General features: G+C 65.3%; 23 protein-coding genes. 11 read left to right on the top strand and 12 right to left on the bottom strand.

Annotation, left to right across the window (positions count from 1 at the left end; genetic code table 11):
• Nucleotides 1-7: 7 nt before the first annotated feature.
• The 7 genes from FIV34_RS04100 to FIV34_RS04125 all read right to left on the bottom strand — a co-directional run bounded on the left by FIV34_RS04100 (nt 8) and on the right by FIV34_RS04125 (nt 4,859).
• The gene (locus tag FIV34_RS04100; RefSeq protein WP_170207510.1) at nt 8-1,981 is read right to left on the bottom strand and encodes a glycosyl hydrolase family 28-related protein; all 1,974 of its coding nucleotides are present in this window, start codon (nt 1,979-1,981) and stop codon (nt 8-10) included.
• On the bottom strand, nt 1,944-2,270 hold the full coding sequence (locus FIV34_RS20900) for a hypothetical protein (protein ID WP_170207511.1): 327 nt from the start codon (nt 2,268-2,270) through the stop codon (nt 1,944-1,946). The genes FIV34_RS04100 and FIV34_RS20900 overlap by 38 nt, the downstream gene beginning before the upstream one ends.
• A complete protein-coding gene (locus FIV34_RS04105) occupies nt 2,270-2,845 on the bottom strand; it encodes a hypothetical protein (RefSeq protein ID WP_139979941.1) in 576 nt (191 codons plus the stop codon). Before FIV34_RS04105 ends, FIV34_RS20900 begins: the two co-directional genes overlap by 1 nt.
• Nucleotides 2,842-3,480 (bottom strand): hypothetical protein, encoded by a 639-nt coding sequence (locus tag FIV34_RS04110; RefSeq protein WP_139979943.1) that lies wholly within the window; start codon nt 3,478-3,480, stop codon nt 2,842-2,844. The genes FIV34_RS04105 and FIV34_RS04110 overlap by 4 nt, the downstream gene beginning before the upstream one ends.
• Before the next feature lie 174 nt (nt 3,481-3,654).
• Nucleotides 3,655-4,203, bottom strand: a complete 549-nt coding sequence (locus FIV34_RS04115) for a terminase small subunit (RefSeq protein WP_139979945.1) — start codon at nt 4,201-4,203, stop codon at nt 3,655-3,657.
• A 237-nt stretch (nt 4,204-4,440) separates the two neighbouring features.
• Nucleotides 4,441-4,638: a helix-turn-helix domain-containing protein gene (locus FIV34_RS04120; RefSeq protein ID WP_139979947.1), complete on the bottom strand. Its 198-nt coding sequence runs from the start codon at nt 4,636-4,638 to the stop codon at nt 4,441-4,443.
• A complete protein-coding gene (locus FIV34_RS04125; RefSeq protein WP_139979949.1) occupies nt 4,635-4,859 on the bottom strand; it encodes a hypothetical protein in 225 nt (74 codons plus the stop codon). The genes FIV34_RS04120 and FIV34_RS04125 overlap by 4 nt, the downstream gene beginning before the upstream one ends.
• A gap of 705 nt (nt 4,860-5,564) precedes the next feature.
• On the opposite strand from FIV34_RS04125, the gene FIV34_RS04130 reads away from it, so the two are divergent.
• The 3 genes from FIV34_RS04130 to FIV34_RS04140 are packed head-to-tail and all read left to right on the top strand — an operon-like array spanning nt 5,565 to nt 8,511.
• Entirely contained in the window at nt 5,565-5,798 is a 234-nt protein-coding gene (locus FIV34_RS04130; protein ID WP_139979951.1) for a helix-turn-helix transcriptional regulator, read from the top strand.
• Nucleotides 5,798-6,358: a hypothetical protein gene (locus FIV34_RS04135; protein ID WP_139979953.1), complete on the top strand. Its 561-nt coding sequence runs from the start codon at nt 5,798-5,800 to the stop codon at nt 6,356-6,358. The genes FIV34_RS04130 and FIV34_RS04135 overlap by 1 nt, the downstream gene beginning before the upstream one ends.
• Nucleotides 6,355-8,511 carry a bifunctional DNA primase/polymerase gene (locus FIV34_RS04140; protein ID WP_139979955.1) on the top strand — a complete coding sequence of 719 codons (2,157 nt, stop codon included), beginning with the start codon at nt 6,355-6,357 and terminating at the stop codon, nt 8,509-8,511. Before FIV34_RS04135 ends, FIV34_RS04140 begins: the two co-directional genes overlap by 4 nt.
• 1 nt (nt 8,512) lies before the next feature.
• Here FIV34_RS04140 and FIV34_RS04145 read toward each other — a convergent pair whose 3' ends face one another.
• Entirely contained in the window at nt 8,513-9,919 is a 1,407-nt protein-coding gene (locus tag FIV34_RS04145; protein ID WP_170207512.1) for a tyrosine-type recombinase/integrase, read from the bottom strand.
• Nucleotides 9,920-10,188: 269 nt separating this feature from the next.
• Here FIV34_RS04145 and paoA point away from each other — a divergent pair, with 269 nt between their 5' ends.
• From paoA to FIV34_RS04180, 7 genes are all read left to right on the top strand, one after another.
• Nucleotides 10,189-10,881: an aldehyde dehydrogenase iron-sulfur subunit PaoA gene (gene paoA / locus FIV34_RS04150; RefSeq protein ID WP_139985678.1), complete on the top strand. Its 693-nt coding sequence runs from the start codon at nt 10,189-10,191 to the stop codon at nt 10,879-10,881.
• The gene (locus FIV34_RS04155; RefSeq protein ID WP_139979959.1) at nt 10,878-11,834 is read left to right on the top strand and encodes an FAD binding domain-containing protein; all 957 of its coding nucleotides are present in this window, start codon (nt 10,878-10,880) and stop codon (nt 11,832-11,834) included. The genes paoA and FIV34_RS04155 overlap by 4 nt, the downstream gene beginning before the upstream one ends.
• Complete coding sequence (gene paoC / locus FIV34_RS04160; RefSeq protein ID WP_139979961.1) at nt 11,831-14,035, top strand: aldehyde oxidoreductase molybdenum-binding subunit PaoC; 2,205 nt, start codon at nt 11,831-11,833, stop codon at nt 14,033-14,035. Before FIV34_RS04155 ends, paoC begins: the two co-directional genes overlap by 4 nt.
• Nucleotides 14,035-15,051 (top strand): XdhC family protein, encoded by a 1,017-nt coding sequence (locus FIV34_RS04165; RefSeq protein WP_139979963.1) that lies wholly within the window; start codon nt 14,035-14,037, stop codon nt 15,049-15,051. The genes paoC and FIV34_RS04165 overlap by 1 nt, the downstream gene beginning before the upstream one ends.
• 76 nt (nt 15,052-15,127) lie before the next feature.
• Nucleotides 15,128-16,048, top strand: a complete 921-nt coding sequence (gene rocF, locus FIV34_RS04170; protein WP_139979965.1) for an arginase — start codon at nt 15,128-15,130, stop codon at nt 16,046-16,048.
• 47 nt (nt 16,049-16,095) lie between these two features.
• The gene (locus FIV34_RS04175) at nt 16,096-17,463 is read left to right on the top strand and encodes a tryptophan--tRNA ligase (protein WP_139979967.1); all 1,368 of its coding nucleotides are present in this window, start codon (nt 16,096-16,098) and stop codon (nt 17,461-17,463) included.
• A gap of 4 nt (nt 17,464-17,467) precedes the next feature.
• The gene (locus FIV34_RS04180) at nt 17,468-17,821 is read left to right on the top strand and encodes a hypothetical protein (RefSeq protein ID WP_139979969.1); all 354 of its coding nucleotides are present in this window, start codon (nt 17,468-17,470) and stop codon (nt 17,819-17,821) included.
• Here the strand turns inward: FIV34_RS04180 and FIV34_RS04185 are convergent.
• The 4 genes from FIV34_RS04185 to pdhA form a co-directional block, all read right to left on the bottom strand.
• Nucleotides 17,790-18,254, bottom strand: coding sequence for a YehS family protein (locus FIV34_RS04185; protein WP_139979971.1), 465 nt, complete (start codon nt 18,252-18,254; stop codon nt 17,790-17,792). The two genes, FIV34_RS04180 and FIV34_RS04185, sit on opposite strands and share 32 nt — an antisense overlap.
• 78 nt (nt 18,255-18,332) lie before the next feature.
• Nucleotides 18,333-19,721, bottom strand: coding sequence for a dihydrolipoamide acetyltransferase family protein (locus FIV34_RS04190; RefSeq protein WP_139979973.1), 1,389 nt, complete (start codon nt 19,719-19,721; stop codon nt 18,333-18,335).
• A gap of 13 nt (nt 19,722-19,734) precedes the next feature.
• Nucleotides 19,735-20,715: an alpha-ketoacid dehydrogenase subunit beta gene (locus FIV34_RS04195; protein ID WP_139979975.1), complete on the bottom strand. Its 981-nt coding sequence runs from the start codon at nt 20,713-20,715 to the stop codon at nt 19,735-19,737.
• 12 nt (nt 20,716-20,727) lie between these two features.
• Nucleotides 20,728-21,807: a pyruvate dehydrogenase (acetyl-transferring) E1 component subunit alpha gene (pdhA, locus tag FIV34_RS04200; RefSeq protein WP_139979977.1), complete on the bottom strand. Its 1,080-nt coding sequence runs from the start codon at nt 21,805-21,807 to the stop codon at nt 20,728-20,730.
• A 224-nt stretch (nt 21,808-22,031) separates the two neighbouring features.
• Here pdhA and FIV34_RS04205 point away from each other — a divergent pair, with 224 nt between their 5' ends.
• Nucleotides 22,032-22,880: a tryptophan 2,3-dioxygenase gene (locus FIV34_RS04205; RefSeq protein WP_139979979.1), complete on the top strand. Its 849-nt coding sequence runs from the start codon at nt 22,032-22,034 to the stop codon at nt 22,878-22,880.
• The last annotated feature ends 4 nt before the right edge of the window (nt 22,881-22,884 follow it).

Here is a 22,884-nt window from a genome sequence, read left to right on the forward strand (position 1 = left end):
TCTTCCTTTACTCGTACACCACAACGGAAACGGAGCCCGGGTCGGTGTTGGTGCCCGCGGAGTTCGTGCACTGAATGGTCACTGCCGTGGCCGTTTCACTGAGAACCCAATTGAAGCCACCAATGTCGGTCGTGATGTTTACCGTGCGGCCACCGCCGATGGACGTATTGCTGTCGCGGAAGTTGATGGTGTACTGACCCGTCGTGCCGCGAGATACGGAAATGACGTTCTGCTGCCGCGTGATCGCTCCCGTTGAGCCAACGAAGCGCACACGCGCCAGGGGGTCGCACGACGGCTGCACCGGACGCTCGAGGTTGTCCGTGTACATGTTCCCGATGTCGCGAAAGATGATGGGCGTGGCGCCGGTCGTCGCGATGTACGGGCGGGCGGCGTTCGGCGTATAGGTTCCGTAGCGGCTGAATGCGCACCCCTCCACCGTCAGGTACACGCGAGCCGCCGTGTTCCCGTTGGTTTCAAGCAGCAGCGCGTTGGTGGAGATTTCTGCTGCCGTCAGGCGATTGAACGTGCAACCAGAAAAGAGGTAGGTACACGGGTTGTCGCCATTCACCATCCAGACATCGGCCGTGTTGCCATTGCGCTCGAAATAGGTGCCGTAAAACGCGCATGCCGCGCGGCCGTACACGCCGGCAAGGTTGATTTTCACGCCGAAGCGCTGGGCCCCGACACCGCCGGCTGTCGTCTCGACCGATCCGCCAACGAAGACCACGTTGCAACCCTTCTCGAACCAGGCGGCATACTCGACCTGGCCATAGAAGATGCAACCCACCAGCGTGATGGCGTTTGGCGTCGAACCGCTGGGGTCGACCTGTCCGGCGGCGAATAACCCGCGCGTGCAGAAGCGGAAGTGACTGGATACGAGGGTCATCAGCACGCAGTCGGTGAAGGTGAACCCGACGCTACAGGTGAGGAAAACCACATCGTTGAAGTAAACGCCGTAGCTCTTGGCGATGCGCATGCCGATGTCGCCCGTCCCGGCGCCCGTCTTCGTAATCGCGATACCCACGACCTTGAAGTACGAATAGAGGGCCGCGGTTGCCATGGTGCCAACCACGTCGAGCCCCACGTAATTCGTGCCGTTGACGATTACCGTGTTGCCCGATCCGGCGCCGTAAAGGTTCAGGCCCTTGCCGTCGACCTCCGACGAATGGGCCGTGAGGTCGATAGTCACCGTGGAGTTGATGAGATATCGGCCTTTCGGGAAATACACGCTGGCGCCGGCAGGAATCGCGGCGTTGATGGCAGCCTGGATGGCCGCCGCATCGTCGGTGGCGCCATCGCCCTTGGCGCCGAAGTCTTTCACGCTGTAGGTTTCACGCGCTTTGTCCTGCACGGTGCGAGCGACCGCGTTCACGCCGGACTGGATGAAGCCCACGGTGCTGGATCCGGACGGCCCCACGAGGATCGGAGCAGCGCCGCCGACGACCAGGGAGCGAACCTGCTGGAGGGTCGGGATGTCGCCGTCGTTCACGGCAGCACCGCTGTTGACCAGCGTGTTGTTCTTCAGGTCATAGGTTGTGCCCAGTGGGTCGGACACGAGGGCGCGTGCCAGCTGCGATTGCAGCTGTTGCAGGCTCATCGTGTCGCGGTCCAGCGCTTTCTCATGGGCGGCGGACGGGAACCGGTCGTTGGGCGGGTACGCCGTCTGCTGGACGAAGGGGATGTTTCGCTCGATGAAGAGCTTATCGTTCGCCGCCGGGGGCGCCAGCATCTGTAGGGAGCCGCCCGCCTGGTTGCCAGCGCCCATGAGCGTGTAATCGGAGTTCAGATTCAGGACCGTCGACGCGCCCGTGAGTACGGATTTCTTCGTTACTTTCAGGTCCGTGTCGAGAAGAAAATAGAACGGTACAGGGAATGCCGAGGTTGTCCCGTTCCCGGTGTACGAAGCGGTGGACACTGTGCTGTTGACGGTCATTCGCGGCTCCTTAGCCGTAGTACGAGACGTTGAGGAACGCGCCAGCACCTTCCGCGATGAACTGGATCGCGGAGAGGTTGCTGTCGTAGTCATAGATCGACCCGTTCGAGAGCAGACGCATGCCCGAGGCTGCAGTCGGCGCGCCGCCTGCATCGCGAAAGCGGATGTTCGCGCTCTCGGCCTGGAGGGCCGCGAGGCGGGCTCCCGCGGGCGGCGTCAGGCCGCTTGCTGCAACCGTGCTCACGGCCAGGCGCTGGTAACCCAGCGGCACGAGGGAGGCGGGCACTTCAGCGAGCTGCCGGGCGCGTTCGCCATTGGGGCGGGTGTCGTAGGCCATCAGGTGCGAAACCCGCGGGCTTTCATTTCGCGTTCGGCCGCCCGGCCGATCAGCGACTTGATCAGGTGCATGTCGTTGCCCAGGTTGGTACGTTCCAGGATGGCCCGCAGGTTCGGGTGGTCGCGGGACAGAAGGGTCACCTCGCGACGGGCGACCTCCATGTAACCATCGGCCTCATCGCCAAACTGGTCGATCATGGCCTGGTGCGTTTCCATCATCGACTGGCGCTGCGCTTCGGGCGTCATGGCCGGCTGCGACAGGGCCTTCTGAATACGGCCGCCGTAGAACTTGGCCAGAACGGGGTCCACGCCAGCGCTGATTGCAAAGGTCTCCGCTGCCTGCGCGGTGCGGTACGGATTCGCGTCGATCGCCTCTGCTGGACCTGGTGCCTCCTGTGTCGAATTCTCGCCGGTGCTCGGCGTGTCGACGGGCTGCCGGCCATCGAAGGTCACGGATTCGGTGTAGGGAACGTGCTCGGTGCCGCTCTGCTGCGCGAGCTCCACTCCGAGGGCGTTTGCCGCGCCCGCGCTGAGCGTCACGGAGACGCCGACGGGCATGCCGGTGGATTCGCTCATGCCGCGTCCTCCGTGGCGTGCGAGGCGCCGAACAGAGCCTCGTCGCGGGCCTGCATGATGCGGGCCGTAAATTCCGGGAAGCGGCCGGCGAACGAAGAAAGTTGCAGGCCCCACGGATTGCTGCCGCCCGGGAGCCCATGCAGCTCATATTCGCTGAGGGTCAGCGTGTTGATGTAGCCGCCGTCGATGCCGAAGCCATCGGTCCGGTGGGTCGGCCAGCCGGGCGGTACGGCCTGAAACACCTTCGCCGTGGCTGCGCGGAGCTGAGCGTGCAACTCGCCGGCCTTCTTCAGTGCAGCGGCGTAGGCAGCCGCCACCGGTTCCCGGGCCTTCGACGCTTCAATGCACCCGGTCCACGCGACAGCGGCGGTGCTGGCCTCCAATTCTCGCCGCGCGGCTTCCTCGCGACGCGTGCTGGCGTTCAGCGCGGCACGCGCGCGTTCCACGTTCATCTGATGTCCGACCATGGCCGCGTGCGCCTTGTCGGCGGCCGGCTGCTTCGTGGTGTCGTCCACCGCCGCGAGGGCCGCCTCCTGATACGCCGTCACGAGGCCGGACTCCTCCGACTCCAGCTGGGCGAGCTTGGCGCGCAGGGCATCGGGGGTGCTTTTTTCGCCGAAAATCGATTGCAGCATGGTCATGGGTCCTGTGAGAGGGGTGGCGCCTTTGGAAAATGGCTATAGAAAAATTTTTCAGATTCGGTCTCTAGCTGCCCCTGGGTGGAACTCGCGCGGGCTGCGGCTGCCCCCACCCCCACGCCGGCACCCCCACCCTCCTGAAAAGGGGACCCATGACCTGGCCAAGTCGGGTCAGTCATACATGCCGGCCTCGAAAAAGCTGCCGCCGTCGTCGCCGCGCGGACGGACCGTTGATTTCAAATCAATGGGTCCGTTGAGCTGCGGCGCATGTGCGCCAACAGATTCGGCATCGATCACGACGGGTAGGTCGCGCATGGGTCGCTGAAGGGCACGACTGCGTGCGTCGTCCAGGGCGGAACCGATGTCGATGTGGCTGGTGACGTTCACGTCCAGCTTGTCGCGCAGGAGGCCAAAGGCGCGCATCTTCAATTCGAGGAATTTGGCCACAGCGCCGAACTGCTTTGCGCCTTCGGCTGCGACGATTTTCCCGTCGATCTCCGCAACGGCCTTGTGCGCGTTGTAGTCCGCTTTCTGGCTCAGCGCCGCGGCGATGCGTGCCAGTTCCGCGCAAACCGCCTGGTTGTCGTGTGTGAGCTGGTAGGCAGCATTCTTGGCCGACTTCGCCGGGTACCCCGCAGCGATGGCCGCGTCTACACCAGTCTTGCCGGCGACGAGAGCAGCTACGAACTTCTGCTGTTTGGGGGTCAGGGCCTTCGGCATGTAACGAAATGTCGCCTTATGTTGCCTTATGCAACGTAATGTCACGGTGGGTAGAAGTCGGTAACCATCTATATGATAAGGGAAAAACGAGAATCGTCCACTCGAAGGACCTACCGCATATATGGCGGTTGGGCGGAGCCTCACGAGCCGCGTGTTCTACGTCGGCCGGGTATGAAAAAACCCCTCGCGCGCACGCGCACGCGAGGGGTCGGTAGTTAGCTGGCTGAGGTGGGCGGATCAGGGTGGTGCGGCTTGCGTCCCGATGGCGTTGCGGGCGGCGAATTCCTCCAACGCCTCGGACGAGTACAGGACGCGCGACCCGAACTTGACGAAGGCCGGTCCCTGACGGAGGTTCCTCCAGTTCTCCAAGGTGCGCGGTGAAACCTTCCACATCGCGGCCACCTCCTTGGTCGTGTAGAAGATCGCCTGGCTCATGCGGTCACCGGTGCGGGCGCCTGAAGGAACGCGAACGAAACATCCCCGGCCATAGGTGAGCACGAGAACGGTTCGAGCACCTGATCCAACAGACGCTGCAGGTCGTCAACATCGACGATCGCTTGTTCGCGCATCGTGGCCAGGGCCATGGTGGAAGCGCGTTCAAAGTCGCCGTTGTGCGTGAAGTTCCATTCGGCGACGAGAGTGGTGGTGAGTTGCACGCTTAGTTTCGGCACGGCGGTATCCCCGAGTACGCAGTGTGGTCTGCGAGTAGAAAACTACTGATGAGGTCGCGATGACTACAAGCCCGAAAAACGTCACCATTTTCACGTCGCCATCGAGGCGCACGATGAGTTTTCCTCACCGTTCGGTCTGGGGTGGCCTGGACCACAAACGACGACCCTAGACCGTTGAAAGCTCTGGCCGCCAGGTGATGGTCTAGGTGGTCTAGGTGGTCTAATTACTTCTTGAGTTAGTAATAGGATTCGGCATTGCACTGCGGCTCGCTAAATCGCGTGGCCTTTTCTTCGCATGCGCATCGCCGTCCGCCCCTGAATTCGCCGCAAAACACGGACCACCTAGACCACCCAGCCCACCGTTGCGCCCCATAGCCTGGCGGTCGCCGGGCGCTTAGCCCGCTTCTGGGACCACCTAGACCCGTTTCAGATTCGAAGGTGCTTTGAAAGGCAACGCGCTTTTGACGAAATGTGAGGTCGCCCTTATCCTATGCACGTCGCTGCTTCCCCAAACGGTTTAGCGTGGCGCGCGATTGAAGGTCCCCGGTGCGAGCCTAAAACGTTAGGGCTGTAGCGACACCGCCGGCTAAGACCAAGCAACTCGCCGCCTCGATCTATCAGCCATCCTGGCCGATACGTCGAGGCACATCTGCGCCTTCTGCGTGTCGGTCATCCATCAAGGTTCCCGATATGTCGACAGTGAAACCTTCCACTCCCGTCCACGATTACCCGGTCACACGCGAGGCATTGAAGCGCGACTGGAGCATCCCTTATTGCAACGCCCACCTTCTCCGGCTGGAACGCGAGGGGAAGTTCCCGCGGCGTATCTACCTTGGCGGGAGAACTGCCGCGTGGCTGACCAGCGAACTGGCCGCGTGGGTCGCGTCATTTGTTGCCGCGCGTGACGCGAAGGCGACGCGTTGATGCGTGCCGGGTCGAGCTACCAACTCGGCGACGCATTGTCGCCACCGGACGCGGCCGCAACGCGCGATCTGGTCAACCAGGTGATCCGCGGTCGTCTGCGCAACGGACTCGAGCATGGCCAGGTCGTGACCTTGCGGTCGCGCCATGACTTGGGCGAAGCAGCCGATGCGCCGGGCCACTCTCCCGGCCACCGTCACTTCGAAGTCGCGCTGCGCGTGTCTCACCCCGAGCCCATGGTCGCCTCTGTGATCCTCGGTGCCTATGAACCCGGGTCGGACTATGTCCGCGTGCCTGTTGGACAGCTGTTGGGCGCAGTGAGCGCGCTGGAAACGAACCTTGGCGTCATCGCTGACATAGCGAAGAGTATTTGCGCCGACGCGTCGCACGCGGAACGGCGCGAGTACCGGCGTTCGTTACGCGAAATCGAGCGCACGGAGAATGCACGCGCCGATGCCCTCCGCGCCCTGGCCGCGGATCCGCTCACGTGGCCCGAAATCTCCCCTCAGGCTTTCATCTACGGCCGCGTGCTTTCCGCGCAGCGTGAAAAGGAGGGCGCATGACGGACGTTTCCGAAGCCCTGTCGCTCGCACGCCAAGGGTTTCACCTCTTTCCGATCCGCCCGCTGACCAAGCTGCCGGCGATCGAGGCATTCCCGACCCGCGCCACGCGCGATCCCGAGCGCATCCAGCGTTGGGCCGATCGTTTCCCTGGGTGCAACTGGGGTATCAGCACATCAGCGTACGGTGACAGCGACGCGTTGGTGGTGGTGGATGTCGACGGCGCCGGCCATGGAAAGAACGGTCCGGGCGAGCTCGTGCGCCTCGAAATGGACGGCAAGGATTTTCCCCTGACGTGCGAGCACGTCACCCCATCCGGCGGACGCCACATCATCTACCGTGTGCCCGCAGCGTTGCGCCAGGGCGTGGATGTTCTCGCCAAGGGCCTCGATATCCGGTCCAAGGGTGGTTACGTCGTCGCTCCAGGGAGCCGCGTCGAGGCGGGCGAGTACTTCACCGACCGCCCCAGCGCGCCCACAGCGGCGCCGCAGTGGCTGGTCGATGCCTGCGGCCCTGCCCGTACCCGCAGCGCCAACCGTGAGGCCCTGCCGGGGATCGATCCGGTGCGCGCCGAGCAGCGGGTCATTGAGTATCTGAAAACCGCAGAGCGCTCGGTCAAGGGCGCGGGCGGTGACCAATGCGCGTACCGGGTAGCTGCACGGTGCATGGCGCTCGGCGCCACGCAGGCGCAAACCCTGGACCTCATGTTGTCCGAGCATTGGGACGAGGGATGTGGGTGGAGTCCCGACCGCTTGGCAGAAAAGGTGCGCCACGCCACAAAGTACATGCAGGACGCTCCTGGCGCCGAGGCCCCTGAAGCTCAGTTCGATCCGATCGACGAGGCCGACACGCCTGTCGCTGGCGCCAAGGGTCATCCGTTCGACGAGCTCAACAAGCAGTTCGCCGTTGTGCTCAACGATGGCGACGCACTCGTCTACCGCCAGCAGGACCTGCCCGGCGGGCAAGTGAAGTACACCCCGATGAGGAAGGGTGCATTCGAGCTTGTGCTCAAGGATCGCAGGCTACAGTTCGATGGAGCGTCCAAGCCGTTGGCAGAGGCGTGGCTGGGATCGCCGAGCCGGCGGTTCTACCGGAACGGCGTTGACTTCGCCCCCGAGCAGCGCGTGAGTGAGGGCGTCCTCAACCTGTGGGGTGGCTTTGCCGTCAGGCCAACACCTGGCGACTGGTCTATCTTCCGCGAACTCGTGCGCGATGTCGTGTGCGGCGGCGACGCTGTGGCTGACGCATACGTGATGGGGTGGCTTGCCCACATGGTGCAGCAGCCCTATGAGCCGGCGGGCGTAGCGCTCGTGCTGCGGGGTGGGCAGGGCACCGGCAAGAGCACCTTCGGCGAGACGATCGGTTCCATCTTCGGCGAGCACTTCGTGCATATCTACAGCCGCCAGCAGTTGACCGGCAATTTCAACAAGCACCTTGCCTGCAAGGTGATGGTCCTGGCGGACGAGGCGTTCTTCGCTGGAAACCGCCAGGATGCGCCTGTTCTCAAGGCGCTCCTCACCCAGGGGACCATGCTGATGGAGGCGAAGGGTGTGGACGTGGTGAAGGTCCGCAACTGCGCGCACGTGGTCATGGCAAGCAACGACGAATGGGTGGTGCCGGCGTCCGAAGACCAGCGCCGGTTCTGCGTGCTCGATGTCTCAGACTGCCGCCGCAATGACCGGACCTTCTTCGCCAGGCTGCGCGCACAGATGGCGGCCGGCGGCTTGGCCGGCATGCTTCACGACTTGCTCGCGTATGACCTTGCCGGGTTCAACATCGGGCAGTTCCCGGAAACGGCAGCGGGTCTCGACCAGAAGCTCGCGAGCCTGGAAGGCCCGTTACGCTGGCTGCATGGCGCGCTATCGAACGGCTGGGTCGCCGGCACGGAGTGGGCGGATGGCCCGGTGCAACTCGCCAAGGAAACGGCGTACAACGACTACACTTTGCAGTCGCGGGTCGATCGCGAATATCGACCCGTCCACAATGCGCTGTTCTGGAAAAAGCTGCGGGAGATTTTCGGTGCGGCATTGGGGACAGCGAAGCTGCGAGTCGGCGGGGAACGCCAATATGCGACGGTGCTGCCGCCTCTGGAGGACGCGCGGAAGATGTTTGAGCGGTTCCTCGGCGGGGTGCCCATCACCTGGGACGCCGGGTGATCTAGGTTTTCAGGATTCTCCCCAGCGCCGTCTCAAACTTCTGTAGGGCCTGGCGCTTCTCCGGCAGGTACAGCTCGGGATTGTTCCGGTAGTGGACATTCGTGATGCCGGAGACGCCATGGCTCTGTAGTCGGTCCGCCAGATCGTCGGGGATACCGGCCACCTTCATCAACTGAGTGCAGGTGCGCCGGAGGTCCCGGGGCGTGAACGGGGCCACGCGCTTGCCGTCGACGACGGCGAAGTCGGATTCCAGCCAGTAACGCACCGCGCCTGCGGGCGACGCGATGTCCACGTGCGACCGGCCGTTGGTCGCCCACGGGAATCGGAACGAGCCAGTGATCTTCTCGATCTTCGCCAGGATTGCCGCCATGCGCTTGGACATCGGGACCATGTGCGGACGAGGGGCGCCGCCGCGGCCCTTCCGATCTGTGAGCGTGACCGTGCCAGCACCGCGGTCGTAGACCGTCCATGGCTCACGTGCCAGCTGATGCGTGCGCTGCCCCCCGCTGGCGATTGTGAATCGCAACAGCTCGGCAAGGACCGGACCCACCTTAGGCGCCTTGTCGATCGTCAGGTAGAACTGTCGCAGCTCGGCGGCCGACAGCGCGCGCGTACCAGGCGTGCTGCGGGCTTCTCGGGGTACGGGATCCACCGGGTTGTGGACCAGACCGTAGACGGTCACCGCGCGACGGGCAACTGAATTCTCGGACGATAGCCCGTACGCGAACGCTGCGCGCAGGAAGGTGTGCACCTTGTCCGCGCTCCCCTGTGCTCCCGTTGCCGCGCGGCGGCCTGCGCTACCCCGGCCCTTCTTCGGCCGCGCAACCCCGTGATGAAAGATCGGGCGTAGCAGGGCGACAATATGCGAAGGCTCCACGTCTCGCGCCGTCATGGCAAGGACGTCGCCGGCGTCACGCTCGAGCTGCGCTTGGATCCGCCGCCATTCCCCCACTTGCCGGACCGTGGCCGCAGCCCGGCGCTCCGTTCCCTCCTCGCGGTGCGCGATGTATTCCGTGAGCAGGTCGGCGAACGATCCACGTTGCGCGTGGACGGCCGCCTGTTGGCGACGACTCCTGCGCTCCTTCGAGGGCGAGCGGCCAGCATTGATGAGCGCCAGCACCCGCGTCGCCTCCTCGCGTGCCTGCTTCAGCGACAGGGCCTGTAGCCCCGTCGGGAACTGATCGACCGGCGGTGGGGTGTGATCCCCGGGGTCGCCGGTGTAGTGCCCCAGGCGGATCCGCTTCACGCCCTCGTCCGGGATGCGTTTGACCAGCACCCAGGTACGCGCGCCTCCGGGTGAAACCCGAAGCGCCAGCCCGCGCACCGCGCCATCTGGGTAATCGACCTGCTTGTCGGTCGGCTTGATAGCGTTGAGGTGTTTCTGTGTGAGAGCGGGATGGGCGGCCACAGCAAGGCAACTCCAGGCAACAAAAGGTCGTGTCAGCCAATGTTACGCAATGTTATCTCGTGTAACTAGGGCATCGCCTAATCCGTTGGTGCAGCTAGCCTGAAGCCTGTTTTGTGTTGTGCAACGTTCCGATACTAAATGGCCACTCAACCGCCTTGTAAGCGGTAGGTCCCCAGTTCGAATCCGGGTGTCGGCACCAGCGAAACCAAAGGCCTGCAGTGATGCGGGCCTTTTTGTTTAACGCACGAAATGCATGCACCCGCTTTCCTATGATCCCCCGGCGCCTCCCATCGAGACCCGCCGGCATCGAGGAAAACGCCTTGGACATCATCAAAGACATACAGGTCTCCCGACGGGGGTTCCTGAAATTCAGCGCCGCGTCCGCCGCCGCTGTCGCCATGCCACCACTCCTCGCGGAGCCCGCCAGCGCTGACGCAGGCGCGGCGCCCGTCATGGCGCCGGTGGCCTTTGAGGTGAACGGCCACGCCCAATCCCTGCAGCTGGATACGCGCACGACCTTGCTTGATGCCTTGCGCGAGCACATGCACCTCACCGGAACAAAAAAAGGCTGCGACCACGGCCAGTGTGGCGCTTGCACCGTCATGGTCGATGGCCGGCGGATCAACAGCTGCCTGACCCTGGCGGTGATGCACCAGGGTGCAAAGATCACGACGATCGAAGGGCTTGGTGCGCCGGGTAATCTCCATGCGATGCAGGCCGCCTTCATCAAGCACGACGGCTACCAGTGCGGCTATTGCACGCCGGGCCAGATCTGCAGCGCGGTGACCGTGCTCGAGGAGATCAGGCAGGGCATCCCGAGCCATGTCACCAGTGACCTCACGGCAAAGACGACGTTTTCCACCGACGAACTCCGCGAGCGCATGAGCGGCAATATCTGTCGCTGCGGTGCCTACTCAAACATCGTCGAGGCCATCACCGACGTGGCGGAGGCCAAGGCATGAAACCTTTTACCTACGAGCGCGCCACCTCGCCCGCGCAGGCCGCGGCAGCCGTCGCGCGTAACCGGCAGGCCAAGTTCATCGCCGGTGGGACCAACCTGCTCGACCTCATGAAATCGGGTATCGAGGAGCCCACGCACCTGGTGGACGTCAACGGCCTCGACCTCGATGAGATCACCGAGACGCCGGAAGGTGGCCTCCGGATAGGCGCCCTGGTGCGCAACACCGACCTTGCGGCCGACGAACGCGTGCGGCGCGACTACGGACTCCTGTCCCGCGCCCTCCTGGCGGGTGCGTCCGGCCAGTTGCGCAACAAGGCGACGACCGCCGGCAACCTGCTCCAGCGCACGCGCTGCCCGTATTTCTACGACACGGCGCAGCCGTGCAACAAGCGCCTGCCCGGGAGCGGTTGCGCGGCGATCGACGGATTCAGCCGCTCGCACGCGGTGATCGGCGCCAGCCAGGCCTGTATCGCGGTACATCCCAGCGACATGGCCGTGGCGATGCGTGCCCTGGATGCCACGGTGGAGACGATGCATGGTGACGGCACCACCCGGCGGATCCCGATCGCGGATTTCTACACGCTGCCCGGTAAAACGCCGCAGGTAGAAAATGCGCTCAAGCCAGGCGAACTCATCGTGGCCGTCACGCTTCCGAAACCGGCCGGCGGGGTTCACATCTATCACAAGGTGCGCGACCGCGCGTCGTACGCCTTCGCCCTCGTCTCGGTGGCGGCCATTGTGCAGAAGGATGGGACGGGCGTTGTCGCGCTGGGCGGCGTGGCGCCCCGGCCCTGGCGCGTCGAGGCGGCCGATACGGCCATGCCGCAGGGCGCGCAGGCCGTGACGACGAAGCTCCTCGCGGGTGCAAAGCCCACGGCCATGAATGCCGCGAAGATTCCCCTGGTCGAGCGCACGCTGGGCTCTGTCCTCCTTCAGGCGAGGGCCAGCGCATGAAATTCGATACGCCTGCCACCGTCAATCCCATTGACCGCCTGAAGTACGTGGGCAAGGCCCACGACCGCATCGATGGGCCGCTGAAGACCACCGGTACGGCTCGCTATGCGTACGAGCGTCACGACGCGGTACCGAACCATGCCTACGGCTACATCGTGCCGGCCACGATTGCCAAGGGGCGCGTGCTTGGCATCGACACGCGTGCGGCGAAGCGATCGCCAGGGGTCATTGCAATCGTCACGGCAAAGGATGCCGGCAAGCTGGGCAAGGGCAAATACAACACGGCCTCACTCCTCGGTGGACCCGAGGTGCAGCACTATCACCAGGCGCTCGCGGTCGTCGTCGCGGAGACCTTTGAACAGGCACGCACCGCCGCGGCGCTTGTCCGCGTGGATTACGCCCGCGAGAACGGCCAGTTCAGCCTTGCTGCCGCGAAGCAGGGCGCGACGAAGCCCTCCGATGACGGTGCGCCTGTGGATACCTCTGTCGGTGACTTTGCAGGTGCCTACGCCAGCGCGCCGGTGAAACTCGATGCCACGTACACCACGCCCGACCAGTCACACGCCATGATGGAGCCGCACGCCTCGATCGCCGCGTGGGATGGCGACAAGGTGACCCTGTGGACATCGAACCAGATGCTCGCGTGGGGCAAGGGGGATGTTGCAAAAACGCTCGGCCTGCCGCCGGATAACGTCCGCCTCGTATCGCCGTACATTGGTGGCGGCTTCGGCGGAAAGCTGTTCGTGCGCAGCGATGCGCTGCTGGCTGCGATCGGCTCGCGTGCGGCGGGGCGGCCCGTGGCCGTCACGCTGCCGCGCCCCGTGGTGTTCAACAACACGACGCACCGCCCTGCGACCATCCAGCGCATCCGCATCGGCGCCACGGCGGAGGGCAAGATCACGGCGATGGGTCATGAAAGCTGGTCCGGCGACCTGCCCGGTGGTGGCCCGGAAACTGCCGTGATGCAGACACGCCTGCTCTACGCCGGCGAGAACCGCATGACCGCCATGCGCCTCGCCGTGCTGGACCTCCCCGAGGGCAACGCCATGCGCGCGCCGGGTGAAGCCTCGGGGCTGATGGCGCTCGAAATTGCCATGGACGAAATGGCCGAGAAGCTGAAGCTTGACCCGGTGGTTTTCCGCACGATGAACGACACGCAGGTCGATCCGGAAAAGCCGGCGCGACCGTTCTCCCAGCGCAGTCTCGTGCAGTGCCTGCACGATGGCGCTGAACGTTTCGGCTGGGACAAGCGCGATGCGAAGCCCGGTACGCGCCGTGATGGCCGCTGGCTGGTCGGTATGGGCATGGCGGCGGCGTTCCGGAACAACCTTACCTTGAAATCCGGCGCGCGCGTCCGGCTCGGAACAGACGGTAAGGTCACCGTCGAGACGGACATGACCGACATCGGCACCGGCAGCTATACGATCATTGCCCAGACCGCCGCCGAGATGCTGGGTGTGCCGATGGAGCAGGTGATCGTCACGCTGGGTGATTCGTCGTTCCCCGTGTCCTCCGGGTCGGGCGGCCAGTTCGGCGGCAACAGTTCCACCGCAGGGGTGTATGCCGCCTGCATGAAACTGCGCGAGGCGGTGGCGGCGAAGCTGGGTATGGATCCTGCCGAAGCCGTGTTCGAGGACGGCCACGTGAAAAGCAACGGGAAGACCGCCGCCTTGTCCGATGCGGCGAGGCAGGGGGAGCTGGTTGCCGAGGATTCGATCGAGTTTGGTGACCTGTCGAAGAAGTTCCAGCAGTCCACCTTCGGAAGCCATTTCGTGGAGGTGGGCGTCGACGCAGCCACCGGCGAAATCCGGGTACGGCGCATGCTCGCGGTGTGCGCGGCCGGCCGCATCCTCAACCCGACGTCGGCCCGCAGCCAGGTGATTGGTGCCATGACGATGGGTGTGGGTGCGGCGCTGATGGAAGAACTCTTCGTCGACAAGCGCCTCGGTTTCTTCGTCAACCACGACCTTGCCGGCTACGAAGTGCCGGTACACGCCGATATCCCGCATCAAGAAGTCGTCTTCCTCGACGAGACCGACCCCACGTCATCCCCGATGAAGGCCAAGGGTATCGGCGAACTGGGCCTTTGCGGCGTGGCGGCGGCCATTGCCAACGCGGTCTACAACGCCACCGGCGTTCGGGTGCGCGATTACCCGGTCACCTGGGACAAGCTGATCAAGGGGCTTCCGGCCGTTTCCTGATGAAATCGATAACGGAATTGCGTCATCTGGCATCGGCGCTGCGCGAGGCGCACCGCGCGCGGAGCCGTTGTGCGCTCGTCACGATTGTCGCGACGACGGGCTCTACGTTTCGGCGGGTGGGAGCGGCCATGCTTGTGCGTGAGGATGGCAGCGTGGTGAATGCGCTGTCGGGTGGTTGCCCCCAGCGCGATCTCGTGGAACGGGCGCAGCGCGTCATCTCGGGTGAGCGCTCGCACTACGTCGCGTACAACGCAGACCACGGCCTCGATCTGCTCCTTGAGATGGGCTGCGGTGGAACGCTGGAAGTGTTCATCGAGTCCGTCGGTGGCGATATCACCACGTTCATCGCCGCACTGGATGACGCCATCGCGTCTCGCGAGCCGTTCAGGATGAGGACGCACTTTCCAGCGGCCGACGCAGGACGCCCCGTCGTGCGTCGGATCAACGGAAGTACCGGTCTGTTGGGGGATAGTGACGAAGCCTGCTGCACCGAGGTGCCTGGCGGTGGTCGTGTCCTCGACGAATCGTTCCTCCCCCCGATCCGCCTGGTGATCGCCGGAGCCAGCCCCGAAGCGGCGGAACTCGCCCGTGCCGCGAGCCTCGTGGGGTGGCACGGTGTGGTCGTGGATGCCGCCCCGGAGCGGCTCGAACAGATCGTGCTTCCAGCGGAAGGTTGGGAATGCCAGGTGGCGCGGCCGGAGCACGTGGTTGCCTCGGCACGTATTGACGCCGGCACTGCCTTTGTCAGCATGACGCACAACCTGGAACGGGATATCGGCTACCTGCAGGCAGCACGCGACGGCCACGCGTTTTACCTGGGGGCACTGGGTTCCCGCGAACGTGCCGGTCTCATGGCGGGCGCCGTGGACTCGACCCGGTTGCACGTGCCGGCTGGCCTCGACGTCGGTTCCAACACCTCACCCGAAATTGCCCTGGCCGTCGTGGCCGAAGCCCTGGCCTACCGCCACCGGCGCGACGGACGCTCGCTTCGGCATCTGGATGGCGCCATACACTGAGGCGCCAGTCGATGGGGACTTCGGCCCCTGCGGCACTGCAACGTGGCTGAGACAGGCCGGGGTGTAAACTTGCGGGATGAGCCCAACCACCCGTTCGGTCGCCCTTGTTGGCGTCCCCACCGATATCGGCGCCGGCCACCGCGGCAGTTCCATGGGCCCCGAGGCCCTGCGTGTTGCCCGCCTGGCGGAGCGCCTGTCGAAGCGTGGCATGCACGTCATCGACCGTGGCAATGTCACCGGCCCACTGAACCCCTGGCTGCCGCCGACCAACGGCTATCGGCACCTCGACGAAGCCGTCGCCTGGAATACCGCCACCCATGAGGCGATCTACGGCGCGCTCAACGATGGCCACCTGCCGATCATGCTGGGCGGCGACCACTGCCTGGCCATCGGCTCCATCTCGGCCGTGGCCCGCTATTGCCGGGACAAGGGCAAGAAGCTCCGCGTGTTGTGGCTGGACGCCCATGCCGACTTCAACACCAGCAACATCACCCCCTCGGGCAACATCCACGGCATGCCCGTGGCCTGCCTGTGCGGCCATGGCCCGGAGGCGCTGACCGGCATCGGCGGCACCACGCCGGCGATCAGCCCGGACGTCATCCGCCAGATCGGCATCCGTTCGGTGGACGAGGGCGAAAAGCGCCTGGTCCACGAGGTGGGTATCGATATCTACGATATGCGCTATATCGACGAAATCGGCATCAAGGCGGCGATGGAAGAGGCGCTTGCCGGCGTGGACGATGACACCCACCTCCACGTCAGCTTCGACGTGGACTTCCTGGACCCCAGCATCGCCCCGGGCGTGGGCACCACCGTGCGCGGCGGCCCGAACTACCGCGAGGCGCAGCTGGTGATGGAGATGATCGCCGACACCGGGCGGGTGGGCTCGCTGGATATCGTGGAGTTGAACCCGGCGTTCGACAAGCGGAACCAGACGGCCAAGCTGGCCGTGGAACTGGTGGAGTCGCTGTTTGGAAAGTCGACCCTGATGCGTTGACCGGGCTACACTCAAACGGTTTCCATCCGTTTCGAATCAAGGCCCCCATGCGTACCCGCGTCCTCACTGGCATCACCACCACCGGCACGCCGCACCTCGGCAACTACGCCGGCGCGATCCGCCCGGCCATCGTCGCCAGCAGGGACCCCAACGTGGATGCCTTCTATTTCATGGCGGACTACCACGCCCTGATCAAGGCCGACGATGCCGACCGCGTCGCCGCGTCGCGCATGAAGATCACGGCCACCTGGCTGGCCGGCGGCCTGGACCCGAACACCGCCACGATCTACCGGCAGTCGGATATCCCGGAAGTGCCGGAGCTGATGTGGCTGCTGACCTGCGTCACCGGCAAGGGCCTGCTCAACCGAGCGCATGCATACAAGGCCGCGGTGGATCGCAATGTCGAGCAGCAGGAAGACCCGGACGCCGGCGTCACCGCCGGCCTGTACATGTACCCGGTGCTGATGGCCGCCGATATCCTGGCGTTCAACGCCAACAAGGTGCCGGTGGGCCGCGACCAGATCCAGCACATCGAAATGGCGCGCGACATCGCCCAGCGCTTCAACCACATCTACGGCCGCGAGTATTTCGTGCTGCCGGAAGTGCAGATTGAAGAGCAGGTGGCCACCTTGCCTGGCCTCGACGGCCGCAAGATGTCGAAGAGCTACGACAACACCATCCCGCTGTTCGACGGCGGCTCGAAGGCCTTGCGCGAGTCGATCATGAAGATCGTCACCGATTCGCGGGCGCCCGGCGAGCCGAAGGACACCGACGACTCCGCGCTGTTCACCATCTTCAAGGCGTTTGCGTCCCCGGCGGAAACCGCGGCGTTCGCCGATGCACTGCATGGCGGCATCGGTTGGGGCGAGGCGAAGCAGGTGCTGTTCGAGCGTATCGAAGCCGACGTGGCGCCGATGCGCGAGCGCTACGACTCGCTGATGGCACGGCCGGACGACATGGAGGACATCCTGCTCGCCGGCGCGGCCAAGGCGCGGGCGATTGCGGTGCCCCTGCTGGCGCAGCTGCGCGAGGCGGTGGGCCTGCGCACGTTCCGTCCGGCGACGAAGGCCGAGCCGGTGGTCGCGAAGGCCGTGACGAAGGCGAAGCCGCCGCGCTTTGCCAGCTTCCGCGAGACCGATGGCAGCTTCCGTTTCCGCCTGTTCGGCGCGGATGGCGAAGAGCTCCTGCTCTCCGCGCCGTTTGCCGACCCGAAGACCGCCGGGCAGATGAGCAAGGCGCTGTCGACGCTGGGCGGTTCGACGGCCGTCATCGAGTCGCAGGGCGACCATGTCGCGCTGTTGCTCGATGGTGCCGTCGTCGCCAACGGCCAGTCGTATCCGGATGAAGTCGCCCGCGCGGCGGCCATCCTCCGCCTTCGCGCCGCGCTCGACGCGCTGGCCGCCGCCCAGGACTAAGCCGATGCGCTACCTCGCACTGATGTTGCTGGCGCCCTGGCTCATCGTGCTTGGCTGGGCGTATTGGGCCTACCCGAAGTCGCTGCCGCGCGGTGTCGCGCGGCGCAGTTTCGATGTGCTGGCGTTGCTCGCCGCGGTGGTCGTGTCGATCCAGGCGGCGCTGATGGCGTATGACGCCGTCGAACTGCCGGCGGCCGACCAGTTCGGCCCGAAGAGCGGTGCCATCTGGCAGCAGGTGGTGCCGGCGCTCTACGGCTACGGCGCGTTCGTGGCGGTGCTGGCCGTGGCGTTGATTGTCCGCCACGTCATCTGGAAGGGTCGCGTGCTTACCCGCGAAGGCGGTTCGTCAGGCCCTTGAGGAAATTGCGCAGGAACTGATCGCCGCAGAGGCGGAAGTTGCTGTGCTTGGGCTGGCGGAAGAGGGCGTTCACTTCGCCCTTGGTCACGCGCATGCCTGCGTTGCCAAGCATGGCGACGATATCGTCTTCCTTCAGTTCGAAGGCGACGCGCAGCTTTTTCAGCACGGTGTTGTTGTTGATCCGGGTTTCGACCGGACGCTCGGGCTGGCTTTCATCACGGCCGCGGCGGTGGATGATCAGGCCGTCGAGGAAATGGGCCATCACCACGTCGGGCATGGCGACAAAGCCGGGCTCTTCTTCGTCTTTCTTCAGCCAGCCTTCCACGTCTTCACGGGTGGCGGTCTGGCCGGTCAGCGCGAGAATCTCGACGACGTGGACGTCGCCAAGGTCGAGCATGTAACGGATGCTGCGGAGGGTGTCGTTGTTAAGCATCTGCGTAGGATACCCCCAATTGCCCCACGCCAAGAAAAACGCCGCCCCGCAAATGCGGAGCGGCGCGGCGTTCGTGGCTTAATTCGGCAGACCCAGGTCGTCGATCATGGCCTTCAGGAAGCGCGCGGCTTCCCCGCCCGTGGCGGCGCGGTGGTCGAAGGTGAGCGACAGCGGCATGCGGCGGTGCACTTCGATACCGCCCATCACCGCCACGACGTCGTGGCTGAGCTTGCCGGCGCCGACGATGGCGACCGTCGGCGGCACGACCACCGGGGTGGCGTAGCGGCCGGCGAACATGCCGAAGTTGCTCAGGCTGATGGTGTAGCCGGAGAGCTCCGACGCCGGGATGCTGCGATCTTCCACCGAGGTACGCAGGCGCTTGATCGCGGCGCGGATGCCGGCGCCGTCGAGCACGTCGGCGTTGCGCAGGGCCGGCACGAACAGGCCGTCATCCGTGTCCACGGCAATGCCGATGTCCACGTGCGGATGCAGCGTGCGGGTGAGGTCCTTGCCATTGAACCAGGCGTTGAGCGCCGGCACGGCCTTGCAGGCGACAACCATCGCGCGGATGAGGCGCGCGGTGATGTCCTGCTTGCCGATCCAGGCGTGCAGGTCGGCGTCGTCCACGATCGAGGTCGGCACGACCTGGGCGTGGGCATCGGCCATGACGCGCGCCATGTTGCGGCGAACGCCCTTGAGCTGTTCCGGCTGGCCCATCGTTTCCTTGCCCGGGGGCGAGGTACGGACGGCCTTGCCGGCCAGCGACACCGGCGTACGCGTCGGTGCCGGGCCCGGCTCCGGAAGCGTCGGCGCGAGGTGCTGCGCGGCGGCCGGGCGTGCCGGGGCCGAACCCACGGCGGCGCTGCCGTTGGCGGCGGCGTTCTTCACGTCGGCCATGGTGATGACGCCACCGGCGCCGGTCGGCTGCACGCGGGTGAGGTCGATCTTCATCTTCTTGGCGAGGGCGCGCACGGCCGGCACGGCCTTCACGCCACCGGCGCTGGAGACCTGCTCGGTGTGCACGGCGTTGCCGCTGACCATGGCGCCGACGACGGTACCTTCGTCTTCGCGCTGGGCCGGGGCCGGGCCGTCGGCATCGATCTCGCCGCCGTCATCGGAAGCGATGACCTTGGACGCGTCGTCCGGGGCCTGGCTGCCCACGCCCTTCTTCGGGCCGTGGTGGTGGCCGGTGGATTCGGCTTCGGCACGCTGGCGCGCGTTCGGGTCGATTTCGAAATCGGCCAGCGAGGCGCCGGTTTCGATGATGTCACCCACGGCGCCGTGCAGCTTCTTCACGGTGCCGGAGTAGGGCGAGGGCACGTCGACGACGGCCTTCGCGGTTTCCATCGACACCAGCGGGGCGTCGAGCTTGATGGTGTCGCCTTCCTTGACGTGCCATTCCACGACGGTCGCGTCGGGGAGGCCTTCGCCGAGGTCCGGCAGGAAAAAGGTCTTGATGTCGGCCATTGCGATAGGTTCCTCAGGATGCCGCGAGCGTGCGCTCGGCGGCCTCGACGATGCGTTCGACGCTGGGCAGGTACTTCATTTCCAGGCGGAACAGCGGGATGTGGGTATCGAAACCGGTCACGCGCTCCACCGGGGCGAGCAGGCTGTACAGGCACTCCTCGGACAGGCGGGCGGCGATTTCCGCGCCGAAACCGGCGGTCTTCGGCGCTTCGTGGACGATGACGCAACGGCCGGTCTTGGTCACCGACTCGGCGATCGTGTCGAAGTCCAGCGGGGTGAGCGTGGCGACGTCGATGACTTCGGCGCTGATGCCCTTCTCGGCCAGCTCGTCGGCTGCCTCAAGGCATTCCTTCACCTGCGCGCCCCAGGTCACCAGGGTCACGTCGGTGCCGTCGCGCAGCACGAAGCAGACGTCCAGCGGCAGTGCCTCGCCGTCGTCGGGCACTTCTTCCTTGTACTGGCGATAGATGCGCTTGGGCTCGAAGAAGATCACCGGATCCGGATCGCGGATGGCGGCGAGCAGCAGGCCGTAGGCACGCGCCGGCGACGACGGCATGACCACGCGCAGGCCCGGGATGTTGGTGAACAGGTGCTCGTTCGCCTCGGAGTGATGCTCCGGTGCGCGGATGCCGCCGCCCCACGGGGCACGCCACACGGCGGGCACCGTCATGCGGCCGCGCGTGCGGTTGCGCATGCGGGCGGCGTGGCAGGCGATGTGCTCCATCATCGGGTAGATGAAGCCTTCGAACTGGGCTTCGGCCACCGGCTTCATGCCCTGCACGGCCAGGCCGATGGTGAGGCCGGCGATGGTGCCTTCGTCCAGCGGCGTGTCGATGACGCGCTCTTCGCCGAACTGTTCCTGCAGGCCCTGGGTGGCGCGGAACACGCCGCCGTTGACGCCAACGTCTTCGCCGAGCACCACGACGCTTTCGTCGTTGCGCATTTCGTAGGCGAGCGCCTGGGTCACCGCTTCAATAAGAGTGATTTGTGCCATGGGAAGGATTCCTTACGACTTGCGATCGAGGGAAGCGACCAGCTCGCGCTGGGCTTCGAGGTCGGCCGGGACTTCGGCATACAGGAAGTCGAACATCGCCGTTGCCGGCTGGTTCTTCGTTTCCAGGTATGCGTTCACTTCGTTGTCCATCCAGTCGTCGCACTCGGCCTTCCAGGCCTCTTCCTTCGCGTTATCCCACTTGCCCTTGCTCTCGAGCCACTTGCGCAGGCGCGGCACCGGGTCGCGTTCCCAGGCGTCCTTCACTTCCTGCTCGCCACGGTAGCGGCGGGCGTCGTCGGCGGTCGTGTGGTCGCCGAGGCGGTAGGTCACCGCTTCGATTACGCTGCCGCCCTGGCCGGAACGGGCGCGCTCCAGCGCGTCTTCCATGGCCTTGCGCACGGCGATGATGTCGTTGCCGTCCACCTGGATGCAGAACAGGCCGGCCGCGATGCCCTTCTGGGCCAGCGTGCCGGAGCCGCTCTGGATGCGACGCGGCACCGAGATGGCCCACTGGTTGTTCACGATGACGGCGACCAGCGGCAGCTGCTGCGCGCCGGCGACGTTGATGGCGCCGTAGAAGTCGCCCTTGGAGGAGCCGCCGTCACCGATGGTGCACACGGCCACGCGGGGTTCCTTGCGGATCTTGAAGGCCAGCGCAGAACCGGCGGCGTGCAGGCACTGCGTACCGATCGGCACGCACCAGGCGAAGTCGTGCGCCGGGGCGTCCTTAAAATCGTTGCCGCGCTCGTCGCCACCCCAGTAGGTGTAGACCTCGCGCGGCTTCACGCCGCGGTACAGCTGGGCGCCGTACTCGCGGTAGGACACGGCCAGCGAATCCTCGCGGCGCATGGCGCTGCCGATGCCGACGTGGGCGGCTTCGTGGCCCAGGCAGGAGGCATAGGTGCCGAGCTTGCCGGTGCGCTGCAGGGCGATGGACTTGGCGTCGAACACGCGGGTGGAAACCATCAGCTTGTAGAGCTCGACCATGTGGTCGAGATCCTTGGCGAATGCGGGCAGCTCCTTGCCGGTTTCCTTGCCATCCTGGTCAAGGTATTGCAGGTATTCGATTTCGAACTTGGCGGCGATGGACACGACTCGCTCCCAGGGGAAGTTTAGAAATGACACGCACGAGTGGGGAAGCGGACGGCCCATCCAGCGGGGCACATACGGCTTTTCTGATCTTGCGAGCCGGACTAGATATCAGGGGTATTATGGCCCGGCAAGGCACGCCGCAGCATGGCCCGGCACCGCGCACGCCCGGAAACGGCTTCGTGGCGCGGTTCGCATGCTCTCCACCCCCTATTGTGAAGACCCCCATGGCCCACCCGCAGCGAGACCTCGAGCCCGGTATCCGCACCGACCTGGACGGGCGGCTGACCTACGGCGAGTACCTCCGGCTGGACCAGGTGCTGTCGGCCCAGCACCCGTTGAGCCAGCCCGAGCACCACGACGAACTGCTGTTCATCGTCCAGCACCAGACCTCGGAGCTGTGGCTGAAGCTGATGATCCACGAGCTGGACGCGGCGCTGGCCCGCCTGCGCGCCGACGACCTGGGCGGCACCCAGAAAGTGCTTGCCCGGGTCAAGCAGATCCAGCGCCAGCTGTACGAGCAGTGGGGCGTGCTGGAAACCCTCACCCCGGCCGAATACCTGCAGTTCCGCGACGTGCTTGGGCCGTCGTCGGGGTTTCAGTCGCTGCAGTACCGGATGGTGGAATTCTTCCTCGGCAACAAGCACGGCGACATGCTGAAGGTGTTTGAGCACGACCCGGCGGCGCATGAGCGCTTGCGCGCGGTGTACGAAGCGCCTGGCCTGTACGACGAATACCTGCGCTTCCTGGCCCGACGTGGCCACCCGGTGCCGGTGGAGCTGCTGGAGCGCGATGTCACCCAGCCCTGGCGCAGCCAGCCGGCGCTGCTGCCCATTCTCAAGCGGATTTACGAGGACACCGCCGCGTACTGGTCTGAGTATCATCTCAGTGAGCTGCTGGTGGATATCGAGGAAAACTTCCAGCTGTGGCGCTTCCGCCACATGAAAACCGTGGAGCGGATCATCGGTTTCCGGCCCGGCACCGGCGGTTCCTCCGGCGTGGCCTTCCTGCGCAAGGCGCTGGAGCAGAGCTTCTTCCCCGAACTGATCGAAGTGCGGACGATCCTCGGCACGTAATATT

It is taken from the genome of Luteibacter pinisoli (assembly GCF_006385595.1).
GTDB classification, from domain to species: Bacteria; Pseudomonadota; Gammaproteobacteria; order Xanthomonadales; family Rhodanobacteraceae; genus Luteibacter; species Luteibacter pinisoli.